Genomic DNA, 18,025 nt, shown 5'->3' on the forward strand with positions numbered 1-18,025 from the left:
GTCCCAAAGACGCCTCGCCGAACGGCCGCATGGACACGCTCGCCCGCCTTATCGACCGCCGAGCCCCGATCGACCCCGCGACCCCGTGCGCGGAGGTCGCGGCGATGTTCCACGCCCATCCGCACGCGGCGGCCTTCGCCGTGGTCGTCGACGGCAAGCCGTCGGGCCTGGTCTATCGCGACGTGTTCCAGGGGCAGATGGCCGTCGCGCCCGCCCTGGCCGACCGTCCCATCTCCGAGGTCATGGACCGCGAGCCGCGCACGATCGAGGCCGGCGTCTCGTCCGGCGACTTCGTCGACCGCCTGGCCCGAAGCACCACGCCGATCTTCCGCAGCGCCTATGTCGCCGTCGACGACGCCGGCGACTATGTCGGCGTCGGCGGGCTGAGCTCGCTGATCACCTCGCACCGCCGTCGCCAGCGCGAAGCCGACGACGCCATGGCCCTGGTCGAGCGCATGGCCCACGACATCGGCCACCATCTGGAAGGCGTCCTGGCCTTCACCGAACGGCTGGAGCAGTCGCGGCTGACGCCCGACGCCAGCGCCTATGTCCGCGCCATCGGCGACACCAGCCGCGACATGAGCCAGGTGCTCGGCCGCGCCATGGACCTGCGCCGCGCGGCGACCGGCGGCCTGACCCTGTCGCCGACCCCCGTCCTGCTGCGCGACTTCAGCGACACGGTCGAGGCCCGCTGGGCCCCACGCGCCGCCGAGGGCGGCAGCACCCTGCTCTTCTCCTATGACGGCGACCCCGAGGCCGCCGCCCTGATCGACGCCGACCGCGTGCTGCAGGTGTTCGACGCCCTGATCGAGAGCGCCCTGGCCAGCGGCCGCGGCGTGATCGAGGCCAGCCTCAAGGTCCATCACGTCGAGAACGGCCTGATGCTGGAAGGCCGCGTGCGCGACAACACCGCCGGTTCGGCCGATGTCCGCCTGGCCCGGGTGTTCAACCCGCTGGGCGCGGGCAGCATCGAGGACAGCAACGAACTGGCCCTGGGCGTCGGCATGGCCCTGGCCAACGGCCTGACGCGCGCCATGGGCGGCCCGCTGCGGGCCGAGGCCAACATGGGCGCCGGCCTGACCGTGCAGTTCTCGCTGAGCGTTCCCGAGGCCGTCCTGACGGCGCGGGCCGACGAAGAGCCGGTGCTCGACGCCCGCTCGGCCCACATCCTGATCGTCGACGACAACGCCACCAACCGCATGGTCGCCGAGGCCCTGTGCGAGATGTTCGACTGCACCTCCGAGCAGGTGGCCGACGGCGTCGAGGCCGTCGAGGCCGCCAAGTCGGGCCGCTTCGACCTGATCCTGATGGACATCAAGATGCCGCGCATGGACGGCGTCACCGCCACCCGCGCCATCCGCGAGCTGCCCGGCCGGGCCGGCGCCGCGCCGATCGTCGCCCTGACCGCCAACGCCGACCCCAACGACGTGGCCACCTACATCGCCGCCGGCATGCAGGACGTGGTCGAAAAGCCGATCAAGCCCGAACGCCTGGCCGTCGTGCTGTCGGCCCTGCTGAGCGACGATGAGGACGACAGCGAAGACGCCGAGGCCGCGGCCTAGAGCTTGCTGTTGTTCAAAGCCGCGCCTGGCCCTCGTCCTTCGACAAGCTCAGGATGAGGACCACTGTGTAGGCCTCGGCAATCGAAAACCTCATCCTGAGCTTGTCGAAGGACGAGGTTTTCGCTCCCCGAACGACTGTCGATCCGCCCTAGCCCGCGCCCTTGGCGGTCGCGGCCTTGGCCGCCTGGGCCTCCATCACCGCCAGCATCTCCCGCAACGAACTGCCGCCGTTGTGCGGGTCGTTGGCCAGGGGCTTGAGCAGCGCGACGGCGCGGGGAAAGTCGCCCCGCATCGCCAGGGCCCGCACCGTCTCCAGGGTGACGTCGGAAACCTGCGGCGCCAGTTCGTTGGCCAGCAGCAAGGCCTCCATCACGTTGTCGTTGGGATAGCCCGGCGACAGGGTGCGGCTGCGGGCGTAGGCCAGCAGGGTCTGGTAGCGCGAGCCGTCGATCTTGAACGCCCGCCCCAGCAGGCTCGAGGCCTGCTTGTACAGCGCCGAGCGCTGGGCGGGATCGGCGTCGCCCATCGCCATCAGGATCAGGGCCTTCAGCTCCATCGCCTCGACGTCGTCGGGCGCGGCGGCCAGGCGCCGGTCGATCACCGCCTGGGCGGCGGGGAAGTCCTCGGCCTGCAGCCGGGCCCGCGCCAGGGCCCGCTCGGCCAGCGGATCGCCGGGATAGCGGGCGGCGCGCTTGCCGACGTCGTCGGCGAAGGCCTTGCGCGCCGGCAGGCCGTCGTCCGGCGAGATCATCCGGACCGTCTCCAGCAACAGCTCGTCGGCCGAGGCCGGCATCGACGTCACGGTCACCTCGATCGAGCGCTGCCGCTTGCGGGTGATGGTGCGGATCGGCAGTCCGACCCCGGTGTAGGCGCGCAGGTCCTTCTGCAGGGCGGCCAGGCTCTTGCCCGTCGCCTTCTCCATCGCCTGGACCGACGGCGTCCCGCCGCCGACCGCCTTCATATAGGCCTGGAGCTGGGCGTACCGGGTCTCGTCGCTCATCATGTAGTGGGTCAGCAGCCAGGCCTGCGGATAGTAGGTGACCCACTTCGGATCGCCGATCCGGGCTCCCTGGGTGATCAGCTGGTCCAGCGGGATCCAGTCGCCCTCCAGCCAGGCGGCGCGGTTGGTGTTGAACTTGCCGACGATGATGCTGTCGGTCTTGAACTCCATCGTCATGAAGTACTCGGCATAGCCCTCCACCAGCCACGGCGCGTAGGCGTAGTTGAAGTACTGCTTCATGAAATGGTGCACGTACTCGTGCAGCATGACGTCGTCGTTCTCGACCTCGCGGACCCGGCCGACGGTGGCGACGCAGGCGATGCCGGTCGCGCCGGCGATGTAGTAGCCGGCCAGGGTCTCGGCGGCGCCGGGCATGGCCCGACGCAGGCCCGGCGTGCCGCGCACCAGATAGACGTCCAGCTTGCGCGGCGGCGTCGCGTCGATCGGCAGGCCGTGCATGAACCGCAGGACCATGTCGAAGTCCTCGAGCTTGGCGGCGTATTCGCGCAGCACGTCCTCGCCGACCACCCCGTGGATCACGAAGCGCGGGGTCTCCGCGCGTCGCCAAGACCCTGTCTTCGTTTCGGCTCGTGTATCGGCCCGGGCCTCCGCCCGTGTCAGGCCGCCCGAGGCGGACAGGGCCAGCAGCCCCAGCACCACGCCCCGCCGATCGGCCGGCCCGCTCTTGGCCGCCGCCCCCCGTCCTTCGATCATGCCCGCCCCCGAGACTTGCTCGACCCCAGGTTAGTTCACGGCGACGAGGGAACTCAAGCCGCGAGACGACTGTCGGCGAGGCGGGGCGGGGACGCCGGGCGATCAACCGAACCTTGTGCGGCGAGGCTTTCGAGCATACCGTCCAAGCTCAGCAGAACCACTGGGAGGCCATACCTTGAAGCCCATGCTTTTCCTGGCCACCGCCGCGGCGGTGCTTTCAGCGGTCCCGGCCCTGGCCCAGAACGGCCAGGTCTTCGACCACGCCGCCCAGCTGGCCGCCTATTCCAACACCCTGCCGCGCGACCACGCCAAGCAGTGCTTCAACGGCAAGTTCCTCAGCGGCGTCAATCGGTCCGGCCAGAACACCCTCTACGTCCAGGCCCCCAAGGGCGATGTCTACCGCCTGAAGATGGCCGGCGATTGTTCGGCCCTGGACGCCGCCCGGAAGCTCACCGTGCGGTCCAACGGCAGCGACATCGTCTGCTCGGGCGACGCGGCCGAAACGGTGGCCTGGACGGCGGCGGGATCCCAGCGCTGCGAAGTCGACAGCGTTCGTCGGCTGAGCGCCAGCGAAGTCTCCGCGCTGTCGGCCGCGCCCCGGCGCTAGGCCTGACGCCGGCTCAGGCCGGCGCGTCCACCTCATGGCTCATGGCCGCCGCGCCCAGTTCGACATGCTGGGCGATGCGGCCGCTGGCCTTGCGCTCGCTGTAGCGGTCGACCAGGTAGTCGGCCCGGTCGCGGGTCAGCAGGGTGAACTTGACCAGTTCCTCCATCACGTCGACCACCCGCTCGTAGTAGCTGGACGGCTTCATGCGGTCGTTCTCGTCGAACTCCTTGTAGGCCATGGCCACCGACGACTGGTTGGGGATGGTGATCATCCGCATCCAGCGCCCCAGCAGGCGCAGGGCGTTGACCGCGTTGAACGACTGCGAGCCGCCGCTGACCTGCATCACCGCCAGGGTCTTGCCCTGGGTCGGGCGGACGCTGCCGATCTCCAGCGGGATCCAGTCGATCTGGGCCTTGATCACGCCGCTGATCGCGCCGTGGCGTTCCGGACTGCACCAGACCTGGCCCTCGGACCATTCCGACAAGGCCCGCAACTCCTGGACCTTGGGATGGTCGGGCCCCGTCGCGTCGGGCAGCGGCAGGTCGCGCGGGTCGAAGATCCGGGTCTCGCAGCCCAGCCGCTGGAGGATGCGGGCGGCCTCCTCGACCAGCAGGCGGCTGAACGACCGCGCCCGCAGCGAGCCGTACAGCAGCAGGATCCGGGGCGGATGCGAGGACGGGGTCGCGACCTCGAGCCGTCCCGCGTCGATCGCGGCCAGGAACTGCGGCTGTAGGGCGGGAAATTCGGTCATACACGCGGCTCCGGCAACATCGTCATTGATCCGTCTCATATTTCCATCATATTGGAAATATGGAATTGAAAGCCGCCGTCGCCAGTCTCTCCGCCCTCGGCCATGAAGGACGCCTGGCGATCTTCCGACTGCTGGTGAAGGCCGGCCCCGTCGGCGTGGCGGCGGGCGAGATCGCGCGGCGGCTGGACAGCCTGCCCAACACCCTGTCGGCCAACCTCAACGTGCTGTCGCACGCCGGCCTGATCGTCTCGCGCCGCGAGGGCCGGTCGATCGTCTATTCGGCCGACTACGCGGCCATGAGCGGCCTGCTGGGCTTCCTGATGGAAGACTGCTGCAACGGAAACCCGGCGATCTGCGCGCCGCTGGGCGACATCGTCGCCAGGGCCGCCGACTGCTGCCCGTCATGACCCCCTTCTCCCTGCCGCGCCGCCTGGCCGCCGAGGCGCTGGGATCGTTGCTGCTGCTGGCCGTGGTGGTCGGGTCCGGGATCATGGGCCAGCGCCTGGCCGGCGGGAACGACGCCGTCGCCCTGCTGGGAAACACCCTGGCCACCGGCGCGGCCCTGGTCGTGCTGATCACCGTGTTCGGACCGATCTCGGGCGCGCACTTCAACCCGGTCGTCACCCTGGTGGCGGCGATCCGGCGCGACCTCCCCTGGCGCGCGGCCCTGGCCTATCCGCCGGCCCAGCTGGTCGGCGCGATCCTCGGCGTCTGGTGCGCCCACGCCATGTTCGGCGAGCCGATCTGGCAGGTCTCGACCCACGCGCGGACCGGCCCCGCCCAGGCCTTCGCCGAGTTCGTCGCCACCTTCGGCCTGCTGGCGACCATCCTGGGCGCGGTGCGGTTCCGCCCGGACTTCACCGCCGTGGCCGTGGGCCTCTACATCACCGCCGCCTACTGGTTCACGGCCTCGACCTCGTTCGCCAATCCAGCCGTGACGATCGCCCGCAGCCTCAGCGACACCTTCGCCGGCATCGCCCCCTCGGGCGTCCCGGCCTTCATCCTGGCCCAGGCGGCCGGCGCGCTGGTCGCGGCGGTCGTCTTCGGCTGGCTCCTGAAAGAAGACCCATGAGCGACGCCGACTTTCCCATCGTAATCTTCCACAATCCGGCCTGCGGCACCTCGCGTAACGTGGTGGCGATGGTCGAGGGGGCGGGCTACGCGCCCACGGTCGTGGACTATCTCCAGGCCGGCTGGACGCCCGAGCAGCTGCGCGAACTGGCCGGCGAAGCGGGGCTGACCTTGCGCCAGCTGCTGCGCGAGAAGGGCACGCCCGCCGCCGAGCTGGGCCTGCTGGACGAGGCCGTCGACGACGACCGCCTCATCGAGGCCATGGTCGCCCACCCGATCCTGGTAAACCGCCCGCTGGTGGTCACGCCCAAGGGGGTCAAGCTGTGCCGACCGTCCGAGGTCGTCCTCGACCTGCTGGACCGCAAGCCCGCCAGCTTCACCAAGGAAGACGGCGAGGTGGTGATCCTGGGCTAGCGCACGTCTTGCGCGATCCCGTGCGCGCGCCGATGCTGGCGCCAGTGCGCGTGAAGACCAACCGGCCTTCGAGGATCGCCCGATGGACACCGCCCCCGCGGCCAAACCCCTGCTCTCGCAGCTCTCGGAGCTGATCTCGGCCGGCGCCGACCTGCTGTGGCCCCTGCTGGTCGTCGCCGCGCTGATCCTGTTCCGAAGTCGCCTGGCCGAGATCCTCGGCGTCGCCATCCGCAAGCTGGAAAGCTCGTCGGAGCTGAAGATCGGCGGGATCGAGCTGAAGGGCGTGGTGATCAATCCGCAGGGCGAGGTGATCGTCGGCCGCGACACCGATTTCGAGATCCTCGAGGCGACCAAGGCCGATGTCGACCACCGCCACGCGGCCTACAAGAAGACCCGCAACCTGATGCTGGTCCACACCATCCGGCCCAAGAAGCCGGAGGAGTTCATCGACGGTTTCCGGGTGTTCGACGTGTCGATCTTCCTGCACCCGCACCGCAATTTCGGCCGGCTGAACGACGTGGCCGGCGTCACCTACTTCCTCGGCGACAAGTGGGGCGACAGCCGCTACGGCGAGAAATACGTGGTCTCCAGCGCCAACGAGCAGTTCGCCCTGACCGTGGGCATGTACGGCTCGTTCCTCTGCGTGGCCGACATCGCGTTCCACGACGGCGCGACCGTGCGGATGGAGCGCTACATCGATGTCGAGATGGCCCCGGTCTACAACGTCTCCCTGAGCGAAGCGCGGGGACGATGAGCTAGGGTGCGGGGATGATCCCGCTCCAGCGCCTGCGCCGATCCCTGACCACCCTGCCCGACGCGCGCGGCTGGGCGCTGTGCGGCCTGGTCGCCGCGGTCACCGGAAGCCTGATGGCCGCCATCGGCTTCTCGACCGGGCTCTACGCCCTAACACCCACCGCGCCCGGCCTGCCGCTGCGGCTGCTGGTCGTGCTGTTCGTGCCGGCCCTGGGCGAGGAGATCCCGTTTCGCGGCCTGCTGGTTCCCGGTTACGAGGCGGGTCGCGACGAGACCGCCAGGCCGTGGACGGCCGTCGCGATCTCGACCGCCCTCTATGTCGCCTGGCATCCGCTGGAGACCCTGACCTTCATGCCGACGGCGACGATGTTCCTGCGCCCGGACTTCTTGCTGTGCACCGCGATCCTCGGCCTCGGCTGCGCGCTGATGCGCTGGCGCACCGGCTCGCTGTGGCCGGCGGTGATCCTGCACGGCGGGTTCGTGGTGGTCTGGCAGACCTGGCTGGGCGGGGTGAGGCTGTAGGGGCCTAGAAACTGAACGCCAGCTTGGCGCCGACGAACTTGCCGTCGGGGTCGTAGCCGCGCGCCCGGCCCGCGCCGCTCTCGTCGGCGTTGGGTTTCAGGCCGCACAGCAGGCCCGCGCCGAGCATGGCGTCGCCGGCCTTGCCCTCGACCGAGGTGCGCGCCACGCCGGGCGGCAGCGGGGTCGGGGCTCGGGAGTACAGCACCGGCAGTCCGGGCGCGGTCAGGTCCAGCGGTTTGGCCGGGACCAGGGCCAGCTTGGGCGAGGGCCGGACAGCCTCGGCCGAAGCCGCGCCCCCGAGGGCGATCGCGGCGGTCAGGACGAGGGCGGAAAGGCGGAGAACGACCATCATGTCTCCAAGGTGGGGAGCCGGCGGCGAGCGCCAAGGGTCCTCCAAACCCGCCCGCCGGTAAAGGCGCGGATCGCCCCGGCGACCTGCGACGCTGCACCGCAGCAAAGGTCCTTGAAAATGACAACGTTGTCATATATATTGAAGCTCATGGGGACGATTTGATGTCCCGCCCAACCCGGATGAAGAAAATGCTCAGCCTGATCGTTCTGACCCTCTCGGCCATCAAGGCGCAACGCGCCGTCGCCTGAGACGCCCGAACAGCCGCCCACGGCGGCTGAACTGAAAAGGCCCGCGAACCCCGCCGGTGCGCGGGCCTTTTCGTTGTGCGACGCAGCATTCGGAGACCGTCCCGGGGCGTATCTACACTCAGACGCCCCCAACGATTCGTCATTCCCGCCCTTGTGGCGGGAACCCCTCTGTCSGYCGCAAGGGCAGGGGTGTGGCGCGCTAGCGCGCCAAGGCGCTTCACCGTCAGCTGAACCAGGGGTTCCCGCCACAAGGGCGGGAATGACGGACGAAGGGGAATAGTTCGGATCTCCGACCTAACCCTTGCCGTCGCCCTCTATCAAGTTTCGCAGCAAGGGCGCGATCAGCGCGACCAGCGCTTCGGGGTCGGCCTTCGTCAGGGCCGACAGCCCGATCATCTGACGCAGGACCTGGACTCCCGCCACGATCGACAAGGCCAGGGCGGCGCGCTCCGCCGCCAGTTCGCCGCCGCCGACCGCAGCCGTGGCCGCCGCCATCGCCTTCTGGTGCCCCTTCTCGATCTGCTCGCGGGCGATCTGGGCGGCGCGCGGGCTGGAGGCTGAGTGGAACATGATCATGAAGCCGTCCAGCGTCGCCGCGCCGGGCCGGGTCATCTCGACCAGCGCCCGGGCCATGTCGCCGCCCAGGTCGCTCGAGCCCAGCCGCTCCTGGGTCAGGATCACCGGCTCGGCCATGGTGTCGGCCACCACCTCGGCGAACAGCTGCTCCTTGGAGCCGAAATAGCGGTTGATCAGCATGGCCGTGACGCCGGCCCCCTGGGCGATCTCGCGCACCCCCGCCCCGTCATAGCCGGCCCGCGCGAAGGCGGCCCGGGCCGAGCGCAGGATCTGCGCCTTGGTGGCGGCGGCGTTCCGGGTTCTGGGCGGGGTGTCGTCGGTCATGGCCGCTTCGCAATTCTGCACTTGTAGACTTAAGTCGATTCCATATGTATACGACTGTAGACATATGGTGGGGAGCGTGTTCATGGTCGAGACAGTGCTGGTCACCGGCGGGTCGGGCTTCATCGGCGGCTGGTGCGTGCGCCTGCTGCTGGAGCGCGGCTACGCCGTGCGCGCCACCCTGCGCGACCGGACGGGCGAGGCGGCGCTGCGGACGGCGGTCGGGGCCGAGGACGGCGACGCCGGCGCACGCCTGACCGTCCACGTCGCCGACCTGACCCGCGACGAGGGCTGGGCCCAGGCCGTGGCGGGCTGCGACTACGTCCTGCACGTGGCCTCGCCCCTGGGCGCGGCGGCCGGCGGCGGGGTGGGCGAGAACGACCTGGTCCGGCCGGCCCGCGACGGAACTCTGAGGGTGCTGCGCGCCGCCGTCGCCGCGGGTGTCAGGCGCGTGGTCATGACCTCGGCCGCCGCCACCGCCCGGGCGCCGCGCGGCTCGGGCGTGGCCAGCGACGAGACCGTCTGGGCCGATCCCAAGGACCCGCAGTTCGACGGCTATCGCCGCTCCAAAATCCTGGCCGAGCGCGCCGCCTGGGACTTCATGGCCAACGACCGCGCCGCCGCCGAGGGCCGCACGACCCTGACCGCCATCCTGCCCGTCGCGGTGTTCGGGCCGCTGCTGTCGAGGGCCAATCTGGGGTCGGTCAGCATCATCCAGGGCGTGCTGGACGGCCGCCCTTCCCGCCTGCCGCGCCTGGGCTTCTGGGTGGTCGACGTGCGCGACCTGGCCGAGCTGCACATCCGCGCCATGACCGCCCCGCAGGCCGCCGGCCGGCGCTTCCTGGCGGTCGGCGACTTCCTCTGGATGGCCGACATCGCCCGCGTCCTGCGCGCGAACCTGAGCGCGCGGGCGGCCAGGACCCCCGCGCGGCCGATGCCCGACCTGGTCTTCCGCCTGGCCGCGCTGTTTCGCCCGCAGCTGCGGTTCTTCACGCCGGACCTGGGCCGCAAGCACGCCATGGACGCCGGCAACGCCCGGCGCGTGCTGGGCTTCGAACCTCGGCCGGGCGCGGAGACGGTGGTGGACTGCGCCCGGAGCCTCTGAACCGCGCCGGCGCCGTTGATTACCTAGGGTGGCGCGGATAGGCTCTTCAACGACGTTGAAGAAGAGAGATCCGCATGAAGTCGATCGTCGCGTCCATCGCCGCCCTCTCGTTCGCGGGCCTCTCTTTCGCGAGCCCGGCCTTGGCCCAGGAATGGCCCAAGCAGGATTGGCATCTCCTTCGGATCAAGCCCGTGGCGGAGCAGGCGCCGGCCAGCACCAAGCGTGACGGGGGAGCTTATCCGCCCGAAGCGTGGATGACCGGCGCCGCCGTCCAGCTCGGCGGTCCCGCGCCCAGCAGCCGCCAGAACGTCGCCGTGAACCTCGATTCCCTCAATCGGGTCGGCGACAAGGTCGAGGTGCGGTACTTCGTCTGGCCGGACGAGAAATCGAACTACACCGAGATCACCTCCCGGATCGATTGTTCCAAGACCGGCGAGCAGGTCGTGGCTTGGCGGGAATACGACCAGGACTTCGCCTACGTCCGGACGGGCGGCCAGGGCGCGAGGCGGACGGACGCGAGAGCCAGGGCGATCGCGAGCTACGCCTGCCGCGCGCCGCAAGGCGCCGACGTCGGCGGCAAGTCCCTTCCGGAACTCGTCCAGGGCGGCTAGCGGGGCCTGGCGCCCGCCCCCGCGATCTCCGCCGTCACCCCGAACGCCGAGGCGACCTGGCCGGCGAAGGCGATGGTCGTCAGGTCCTCCAGGAACGGGCCGATGAACTGCGCGCCGATCGGCAGGCCGTCGCGGGTGCGCCCGATCGGCGCCGCCGTGGCCGGCAGGTGCGGCATGCCGGCGATCAGCGGCCAGGCGGTCTGCGGGGCGAAGGGCACGTCGGCGCCATTGACCCGCAGCGTCCGGTTCAGCCCCGGCCAGGGGTCGTGGTCGTCGAACTGAACGAAGGCCGGCGTGGCGTGGCAGGGCGCGATCACCACGTCGAAGGCCTTGAAGAAGTCGTCCCAGCGCCGCCGCAGCATCTCCTGGGCGATCAGGCAGTCGTAGTAGTCCTTGACCGTACCCTTGGGCTCCGGGGCGTCGGGGTTCATGCCGGTCTTGTAGGTCCAGGCGAACTTCTCGACCAGGGCGTGGGAGTCGGCCAGCGACGGCAGCAGCGGGCTCTCCCGCGTCACCGAGGCCCCGGCCTTCTCCAGCTCGGCCGCCAAGGCGTCGATGGCCCCGACGATCTCGTCGTCGACGCTTGCGGTCGGATGCTGGGTCAGGACGAACACCCGATAGCCGGACAGCCGGTCGTGCCGGGGCGGCGGCAGGTCCAGTCGGTAGGCGACAGCGTCGCGTCCTTCCGGGCCGGACAGCACCTTCAGGGCCAGCTCCAGATCCTGCGCCGTGCGCGCCATCGGCCCCGCCGCCGCCCAGGCCCGGCCCACGATGACGCCGCCGCCCGGCGGTCCGTGCCCCTCCAGCGAGATCAGCGGGAACGACGACAGGTGCCCGTAGACCCCGCAGAACGACGCCGGAACCCGGATCGAGCCGCCGGCGTCGCCGCCCAGTTCCAGCGGCACCATGCCCGCCGCCAGGGCGGCCGCCGAGCCGCCCGACGAACCGCCGCACGACCGGGTCAGGTCATGCGGATTGTGGGTCCGGCCATAGATCGGGTTGTCGACCTGGTAGTCCGCCAGGCCGGCCGCGACATTGGTCTTGCCCAGGATGACCGCGCCCGCGTCCTTCAGCCGCCGCACCGCCGCCGCGTCCTCGGTCGGGCGATAGTTGCGCGCCATCTCCAGCCCGAAGGTGGTGGGCAGGCCGGCGATGTTGAAGCACTCCTTGACGGTCATGGGCACGCCGGCCAGCGGCAGGTCGGCGCCCAGGGCCACGGCCAGGTCGACCTGGCGGGCCTGGGTCCGCGCGCGGTCGAAGTCGCGCACGACCACGGCGTTGATCGGCCCGTCCAGCGCCTCGATCCTGGCGATCGCCGCGTCGGTCAGCTCCAGCGCGCTGACGGACTTGGCGCGGACGGCGTCGGCCAGCTCGGTCGCGCTGGCGGTCGCCGATGAAACACGTTCATGCATGGTGGAGGCCCCTGTGGTTGAGGGGTCCGAAATCTAACCACAAAACGCGGGTCGCCAATTCTTGAACTTATTTCTTTCGTCCCCAATTCCAGTATGCCGGAGGGGATGGGGGCTTTGCGCCGAGCTGGGTCTCGGGTGTTGCGCGGCTTGTTCAGCCCGCGAGCTATACCTTTAAATCCGTCATTCCCGCCCTTGTGGCGGGAACCCCTCGTTCAGCCGACGGTGAAGTGCTTTGGCGCGTTGGCGCGCCACACCCCCGCACCTGCGGCGGATAGAGGGGTTCCCGCCACAAGGGCGGGAATGACGAGCAAATTGAGAGATCGGGCCTGATCGATCGCTCTCAATTCCCTTCTTCCAGCAGCCGCCGGGCGATGACCTGGGCCTGGATTTCGCCGGCCCCCTCGAAGATGTTCAGGATGCGGGCGTCGGCCAGCAGGCGGCTGGCGACGTATTCCATGGCGAAGCCGTTGCCGCCGTGGATCTGCAGGGCGTTGTCGGCGGCGGCCCAGGCCACGCGGGCGGCGATCAGCTTGGCCATGCCGGCCTCCAGGTCGCAACGCTTGCCCTCGTCCTTCTGGCGGGCGGCGAAATAGGTCAGCTGGCGCACGCCCATGATCTCGGCGGCCATCATGGCCAGCTTGTTGTGGACGCGGGGGAATTCGAAGATCGCCTGGCCGAACTGCTTGCGGTCCAGGGCGTAGCCGAGGCCGGTTTCCAGCGCGGCCTGGGCCACGCCGACGGCGCGGGCGGCGGTCTGGATGCGGGCGCTCTCGAACGTCGCCATCAGCTGCTTGAAGCCTTGGCCCGGCACCCCGCCCAGCAGGTTCTCGGCCGGCACGGCGAAGCCGTCGAAGCCCAGTTCGAACTCCTTCATGCCGCGATAGCCGATCACCCCGATCTCGCCGCCGCTCATGCCCTGGGCCGGGAAGTCGTTCCCCTCGACGCCGCGCGGCTTGGGGGCCAGCAGCATCGACAGGCCGCGATAGTCGGTGGTGGCCGGGTCGGTGCGGACCAGCAGGGTCATGACGTCGGCGCGGGCGGCGTGGGTGATCCAGGTCTTGTTTCCGGTCACCACATACTGGTCGCCCGACAGCTCGGCGCGGGTGCGCAAGGATCCCAGGTCCGAACCGGTGTTGGGTTCGGTGAAGACGGCGGTCGGCAGGATCGAGGCGTCGGCGATCTTCGGCAGCCAGTACTGCTTCTGGTCTTCGGTGCCGCCGGTCAGGATCAGTTCACCGGCGATCTCCGAGCGGGTGGCCAGAGAGCCGACGCCGATCCAGGCCCGCGACAGCTCTTCGGAGACCACGCACATGGCGGTCTTGCCCATGCCGCTGCCGCCGTATTCCTCCGGGATCGTCAGGCCGAACACGCCCAGGGCGCCCAGCTCCTCGACCAGCTCGATCGGGATCAGCTGGTCCTTCAGGTGCCACTCGTGGGCGAAGGGCGTGACCTTCTCCTCGGCGAAGGCGTGGAACTGGTCGCGGATCATCTCGAAGGTCTCGTCCAGACCCGTGTGCTCCAGCGTCGGACGGCCCCGCGCCTCGGCCAGACGGCGGGCGATGCGGGTCTTCACCGCCTGCGTGCCGCCCTCGACCATCAGCTTCATCAGGCCGTTGGAATAGAGGCGGTTCAGCACCGAGCGGTCGGTGATCAGGTGGGCCGGGCGGACGATCTCGCCCTGGTTCATCGGCACGCCCCCGACCAGCTGGGCGCAGTATTCGGAAAACAGCAGCTGGGCCAGCAGGGCCTCGATCTCGCCGAACCGGCCCTCGGCCTCCAGCCGCTCGGCCCAGCCGGCGACCTGGTTCAGCAGCTCGGCATAGGCGGCGTACCAACCGTAGCCGTGCACCTGGTGCTGGCGCTCGTCGGCCAGCTTGCGGTCGATCTTGCCGCTGGCGCCGGTGATCGCGTCCTTCACGGCCGGCTTGGCCTCGGCCACGAACAGCTGGGCCGCGCCGGCGGCCTCGCGCAGCAAGACGGTCAGGCCGGGCAGGATCAGGGATGGAGTTTCCTGGGCGACCCCCTCCTCAAGAGTAGGTGCGGTCATGGCTTGCTCCCGTGCGCCGAACAGTTGTTTTCTTTCACTGTGGAGCCTTTCGCACCTGCGAGCAATGCCGCACTGCAACATAAATCGACGGATGGGGATCAAAAGTTCCCCCAACCTTTGAGAATGGGGCGCGTTCAACAAGGCCCGGGAGAGAAACATGCTGGTCGTCCATCACCTCAACGAGTCGCGCTCGCAGCGCATCCTGTGGCTGCTGGAGGAGTTGGGCCTGCCCTACGAGATCCGCTTCTACGAGCGCGATCCCCAGACCCGGCTGGCCCCGCCGGCCCTGCTGCACGTGCACCCGCTGGGCAAGTCGCCGGTGCTGACCGACGGCGCGGCGACGATCATCGAGAGCGGCGCGATCACCGACTATGTCATCCGCCGCCACGCCGGCGGCCGGCTGGCGCCCGATCCGGCCAGCCCCGACTACGACGCCTACCAGCAGTGGCTGCACTACGCCGAGGGTTCGGCCATGCTGCCGATGCTGCTGCGGATGTATGTCGGCCGGCTGGGCGCGGCGGGCGCGCCGCTGCATCCGCGCATCGAGAGCGAGATGGCCAACCACTTGGCCTATGCCGACGGCGCGCTGGAGGGCCGCCAGTTCTTCGTCGGCGACGACCTGACCGGCGCCGACATCCAGATGAGCTTCGTGGCCGAGGTCGCCAAGGCGCACGGCAAGCTGGCCGACTATCCGAACCTCGAGGCCTGGATCGGCCGCATGCACGCCCGACCGGCCTGGCAGGCGGCGCTGGAGAAGAGCGGGCCCTACAAACTGGGCGAATAGCGACCCAGCCGCGCCCTCGCGCCAGGGTTACGCACAGCCGTGTGCTGTCGCACGCTTCACAAGCTTGAGCATATCCGGTTAGATGCCCGCGCGGGATGGGGCCCGCGGGGGAAATATCTTGAAAAATCTGTACAAAGCCGCTGTCGCGGCGCTGTTCGTCATGGCCGGTTCGGCCGCTCATGCCCAGACCGTCAAGGTGCCGGAAGGCACCGAGGTGGTGATCAGCGTCGAGGACAAGCTGTCGTCCGAAACCAACAAGGAAGGCGACCGCTTCTCGATCAGCCTGGCCGACGACGTCGTCCTGGCCGACGGCACGAAGCTGCCGGCCGGCCTGAAGGGCGCGGGCGAAGTCACCCACGCCAAGAAGAAGGGCATGATGGGCAAGCCGGGCGAACTGAACGTCCGCTTCGACTATCTCAAGGTGGGCGACAGCAAGATCAAGCTGCGCGGCCAGAAGGGCGCCGAGGGCGACGCCCGCTACGGCACCACGATCACCCTGACCGTGCTGTTCGGCCCGCTGGGCCTGATCAAGCACGGCAAGGACGTCGAGATCAAACCGGGTCAGAAGATGACCATCTTCACCGACGCCGACGCCACGGTGGACCTGGCGGGCGCCCCGGCGATCCCGGCTTCCGCGCCGGCGCCCGCCGCGGCTCCGGTCGCGGCTCCGGTCGGCGCCACCAACTAGGATCTTCGTCTTAGGGTCTTTGGCGACTTCGAAGACAGCGAAGCCCCCTCCGACGGAGGGGGCTTTTCTTTGCACCCTCTCCCGGAGGGGAGAGGGTGTTTACGGCGACGTCGCCACCGCCCACGAGAAGTCGGTGTGGGTCGTCTGGGTGGTGAAGTAGTTCGGGTCGGTGAAGAAGGCGATCGGCTTCTTGTAGTCGGCCGGATAGGGCTGGTCGTTGCCCACCACCGCCACGCCGTGGCAGCTCATGCAGTTGGAGGTGATCCCGGCCGGGATGCCCGGAGAGGTCTCCAGATAGGGATTGAAGCAGACCTGCATGGTCGTGCTGCCCGGGGTCGTCGTCTGGTCATAGGCCGTGCAGGCGGCGTAGTTGGTCCACGGCCCCGTCAGCGTGGCCGGCTGGCCCTGCTTGCTGCCCGGGAAGCCGTTGGGCGTGTCGCCGCCGGGCTGCCACCAGAAGGTCTGCCAGGTCCAGAACGGGATCTCCTTGGTGTTGACGTGCATGGCCAGCAGCACGGCGAAGTCGCCTTCGGCCACCGTCTTGCCGGTCGCCGCGGCGAAGTTCTTGGCTTCCGAAGCCGACAGCCGCACCGCGTAGAAGGTGCTGAGCGGCGCCCACTGGAAGGTCTTGCAGGCCGTGCCCTGCGTGCTGACGCTGGCGATCTCGGCCGGAGTGGCGGGACGGATCGGACCGGTCCCGGTCGGCGAGATCAGCATGCAACTGGTCCAGGTGCTCTGGGTCGGATTGGTCGGATTGGTCGAGGCCGAGGGTCCCTGCCACAGCGGCTGGATGGTCAGGCCCGCGGCCTTGACCGTGCCGAACACCGGCTTGGTCTCGATCGCCCGGATCGGGAACTCGTTGACGCCCCGGTTCTGCGGCGTGGTCCCCGTCGGCCACGAGGCGTTCAGCTTATTCAGGCCCGCCTGGGTGTTGTAGGCGTAGGTCCCGCCGTTCGGTCCCGGCTGCGGCGCGTCGATGAAGGTGGCGGCCTGCGGGTTGAACTTGTTGTCGGCGGTGACGTCGGAATTGCCGAAGGTCCCCAGGGCGCCCAGCTTGACGCCCTTGGCGTGGTGGAACTGCAGCGGCGCGGCGAAGTTGCGGATCACGCGCGGCTTGGCCAGGCGCGCCTCCAGGGTGACGCCGTTCGTGCCGGCGGCGACGGCCGCCTGGTTGGTGGGGAACACGTCGTTGGGCCCGGCCCAGGTTTCCCAGATCGGCAGCATCTGGCCGTTGAACGTCTGGCCCGAGGCCGCGCTCATGCCCTGCCACAGGTCCCAGGCGTGGCCCCGGATGGCGGCGGTGTCGCCGGCGGCGATCCAGGCGTTGATCGTGGCGGTCGGCACCGGGAAGGTCGGACTGTCGGGCAGCGGCACGGGGGTCACCACGCCCGAGGCCTGCGCCCCGACCCGTCCCTCCGTCTGGGTCTTGGGGCCGTTGTCGCAAGCCCCTGCGGCCAGGACCAGCATCGCGGCGGCCGCTTTCAAACCGATGTCGCGCATGTGCGCCTCCCCAGAACCGCGAGCGCTCTGACGGCGCGCGCAAGGGTAGTAACGACCGCACCGATACAATCGTCAATAGCAAGACGCGCCAACACCCTTATTGCGAGACCTTCGCAGTTCGGCGCGATCGCGAGAAAATTCGCACATGAACGAAATCTGTCGGCCGACCTGTCGACGCCGTTCAGCTTCACCTTGTCATGGTGTGTCTCAAGGGGCCGACGGCTCCTGACCATTCAAAGGGACGAAGACCATGACCAAGACCATCAAGACCTTCACCAAGACGATCGGCCTGGGCCTGGCCATGACCGCCACCGCCCTGACCATGGCCGCCGCGCCCACCACCGCCAGCGCCATGTCCCAGAAGCTGGGCGGCGTCATCGGCTGCAACGCCTCGGGCGGCAAGCAGGAAGCCGGCGCCGTGATCGGCGGCCTGCTGGGCGCCGTCGCCGGCAACAAGCTGGCCAAGAACGACCGGGGCACAGGCACCGCCATCGGCGCCGTGGTCGGCGCGGGCGCGGGCTCCTACGCCGGCTGCCAGATGCAGAAGAACCGCGCGGCCGACAACGCCGGCGGCGTCTACACCAGCAACGGCATCCGGGTGTCCAACGCGGTCGACGCCTCGCCGATGACCAAGATCAAGGGCAAGTACGTCGCCCGCTCGAACCTGAACCTGCGCAGCGCCGCCACCACCCGCGGCCAGGCGGTCGGCTCGGTCCGGGCCGGCGAGACCTTCCAGGCCCTGGGCCGCACCGGCGACGGCAAGTGGATCCTGGTCGGCCAGGACGGCGTCGGCGTCGGCTATGTCTCGAGCGCCTACGTCTACCGGGCGTAATCAACGACTGGGGACAGGCCCATGGGCCTGTCCCCGACGGGGCCGCTTAGCGTCAGGCCCCAGTACGGCAAGCCCGTCTGCTCCCCCGGCAGGCGGGCTTGTTGCTGTTTGGGGCGCTCAAAGAAGAACCCTCTCCCAGCGGGAGAGGGAGAGGG

At 69.6% G+C, this 18,025-nt stretch carries 19 protein-coding genes and 1 pseudogene; 13 read left to right on the plus strand and 7 right to left on the minus strand.

Annotated features, from left to right (window positions below; all coding sequences use genetic code 11):
* The first annotated feature begins 29 nt into the window (after positions 1-29).
* Positions 30-1,562: a response regulator gene (locus AC1DYP_RS05070; RefSeq protein ID WP_477045399.1), complete on the plus strand. Its 1,533-nt coding sequence runs from the start codon at positions 30-32 to the stop codon at positions 1,560-1,562.
* 23 nt (positions 1,563-1,585) lie between these two features.
* Positions 1,586-1,714: pseudogene (locus tag AC1DYP_RS05075) on the plus strand (hypothetical protein); the annotation flags it as partial.
* On the opposite strand, the gene AC1DYP_RS05080 reads toward AC1DYP_RS05075, so the two are convergent.
* Complete coding sequence (locus AC1DYP_RS05080) at positions 1,711-3,276, minus strand: tetratricopeptide repeat protein (RefSeq protein WP_477045400.1); 1,566 nt, start codon at positions 3,274-3,276, stop codon at positions 1,711-1,713. The pseudogene AC1DYP_RS05075 and the gene AC1DYP_RS05080 sit on opposite strands and share 4 nt — an antisense overlap.
* A 184-nt stretch (positions 3,277-3,460) precedes the next feature.
* On the opposite strand from AC1DYP_RS05080, the gene AC1DYP_RS05085 reads away from it, so the two are divergent.
* Positions 3,461-3,883 carry a DUF6491 family protein gene (locus tag AC1DYP_RS05085; protein ID WP_477045619.1) on the plus strand — a complete coding sequence of 141 codons (423 nt, stop codon included), beginning with the start codon at positions 3,461-3,463 and terminating at the stop codon, positions 3,881-3,883.
* 13 nt (positions 3,884-3,896) lie between these two features.
* Here AC1DYP_RS05085 and arsH read toward each other — a convergent pair whose 3' ends face one another.
* The gene (gene arsH, locus AC1DYP_RS05090; protein ID WP_477045401.1) at positions 3,897-4,634 is read right to left on the minus strand and encodes an arsenical resistance protein ArsH; all 738 of its coding nucleotides are present in this window, start codon (positions 4,632-4,634) and stop codon (positions 3,897-3,899) included.
* Between the two features lie 59 nt (positions 4,635-4,693).
* On the opposite strand from arsH, the gene AC1DYP_RS05095 reads away from it, so the two are divergent.
* The 5 genes from AC1DYP_RS05095 to AC1DYP_RS05115 all read left to right on the plus strand — a co-directional run bounded on the left by AC1DYP_RS05095 (position 4,694) and on the right by AC1DYP_RS05115 (position 7,394).
* Positions 4,694-5,041 (plus strand): ArsR/SmtB family transcription factor, encoded by a 348-nt coding sequence (locus AC1DYP_RS05095; protein WP_477045402.1) that lies wholly within the window; start codon positions 4,694-4,696, stop codon positions 5,039-5,041.
* Complete coding sequence (locus AC1DYP_RS05100) at positions 5,038-5,706, plus strand: MIP/aquaporin family protein (protein ID WP_477045403.1); 669 nt, start codon at positions 5,038-5,040, stop codon at positions 5,704-5,706. Before AC1DYP_RS05095 ends, AC1DYP_RS05100 begins: the two co-directional genes overlap by 4 nt.
* Positions 5,703-6,119 carry an arsenate reductase (glutaredoxin) gene (gene arsC / locus AC1DYP_RS05105; protein WP_477045404.1) on the plus strand — a complete coding sequence of 139 codons (417 nt, stop codon included), beginning with the start codon at positions 5,703-5,705 and terminating at the stop codon, positions 6,117-6,119. Before AC1DYP_RS05100 ends, arsC begins: the two co-directional genes overlap by 4 nt.
* Positions 6,120-6,201: 82 nt before the next feature.
* Positions 6,202-6,873 (plus strand): pYEATS domain-containing protein, encoded by a 672-nt coding sequence (locus AC1DYP_RS05110; RefSeq protein ID WP_477045405.1) that lies wholly within the window; start codon positions 6,202-6,204, stop codon positions 6,871-6,873.
* Between the two features lie 14 nt (positions 6,874-6,887).
* On the plus strand, positions 6,888-7,394 hold the full coding sequence (locus tag AC1DYP_RS05115) for a CPBP family glutamic-type intramembrane protease (RefSeq protein WP_477045406.1): 507 nt from the start codon (positions 6,888-6,890) through the stop codon (positions 7,392-7,394).
* Positions 7,395-7,398: 4 nt separating this feature from the next.
* Here the strand turns inward: AC1DYP_RS05115 and AC1DYP_RS05120 are convergent, their stop codons facing one another.
* The gene (locus AC1DYP_RS05120; RefSeq protein WP_477045407.1) at positions 7,399-7,743 is read right to left on the minus strand and encodes a hypothetical protein; all 345 of its coding nucleotides are present in this window, start codon (positions 7,741-7,743) and stop codon (positions 7,399-7,401) included.
* A 545-nt stretch (positions 7,744-8,288) separates the two neighbouring features.
* Positions 8,289-8,894, minus strand: a complete 606-nt coding sequence (locus AC1DYP_RS05125) for a TetR/AcrR family transcriptional regulator (RefSeq protein WP_477045408.1) — start codon at positions 8,892-8,894, stop codon at positions 8,289-8,291.
* Between the two features lie 82 nt (positions 8,895-8,976).
* Between AC1DYP_RS05125 and AC1DYP_RS05130 the strand changes: the two genes are divergently transcribed.
* The gene (locus tag AC1DYP_RS05130; protein ID WP_477045409.1) at positions 8,977-9,996 is read left to right on the plus strand and encodes an NAD-dependent epimerase/dehydratase family protein; all 1,020 of its coding nucleotides are present in this window, start codon (positions 8,977-8,979) and stop codon (positions 9,994-9,996) included.
* 74 nt (positions 9,997-10,070) lie between these two features.
* Positions 10,071-10,607, plus strand: coding sequence for a hypothetical protein (locus AC1DYP_RS05135; RefSeq protein ID WP_477045410.1), 537 nt, complete (start codon positions 10,071-10,073; stop codon positions 10,605-10,607).
* Here the strand turns inward: AC1DYP_RS05135 and AC1DYP_RS05140 are convergent.
* Complete coding sequence (locus AC1DYP_RS05140; RefSeq protein ID WP_477045411.1) at positions 10,604-12,019, minus strand: amidase family protein; 1,416 nt, start codon at positions 12,017-12,019, stop codon at positions 10,604-10,606. The two genes, AC1DYP_RS05135 and AC1DYP_RS05140, sit on opposite strands and share 4 nt — an antisense overlap.
* Before the next feature lie 340 nt (positions 12,020-12,359).
* A complete protein-coding gene (locus AC1DYP_RS05145) occupies positions 12,360-14,066 on the minus strand; it encodes an acyl-CoA dehydrogenase family protein (protein ID WP_477045412.1) in 1,707 nt (568 codons plus the stop codon).
* Between the two features lie 157 nt (positions 14,067-14,223).
* Between AC1DYP_RS05145 and AC1DYP_RS05150 the strand changes: the two genes are divergently transcribed.
* Together AC1DYP_RS05150 and AC1DYP_RS05155 are read left to right on the plus strand one after the other, a co-directional pair.
* Positions 14,224-14,850 carry a glutathione S-transferase family protein gene (locus tag AC1DYP_RS05150; RefSeq protein ID WP_477045413.1) on the plus strand — a complete coding sequence of 209 codons (627 nt, stop codon included), beginning with the start codon at positions 14,224-14,226 and terminating at the stop codon, positions 14,848-14,850.
* 118 nt (positions 14,851-14,968) lie between these two features.
* Positions 14,969-15,538, plus strand: a complete 570-nt coding sequence (locus tag AC1DYP_RS05155) for a hypothetical protein (protein WP_477045414.1) — start codon at positions 14,969-14,971, stop codon at positions 15,536-15,538.
* A gap of 99 nt (positions 15,539-15,637) precedes the next feature.
* On the opposite strand, the gene AC1DYP_RS05160 is transcribed toward AC1DYP_RS05155, so the two are convergent.
* Entirely contained in the window at positions 15,638-17,038 is a 1,401-nt protein-coding gene (locus tag AC1DYP_RS05160) for a hypothetical protein (RefSeq protein ID WP_477045415.1), read from the minus strand.
* Between the two features lie 250 nt (positions 17,039-17,288).
* On the opposite strand from AC1DYP_RS05160, the gene AC1DYP_RS05165 reads away from it, so the two are divergent.
* Positions 17,289-17,870, plus strand: coding sequence for an SH3 domain-containing protein (locus AC1DYP_RS05165; RefSeq protein ID WP_477045416.1), 582 nt, complete (start codon positions 17,289-17,291; stop codon positions 17,868-17,870).
* Positions 17,871-18,025 lie beyond the last annotated feature (155 nt).

The organism is Caulobacter sp. P1_D6 (assembly GCF_056406095.1).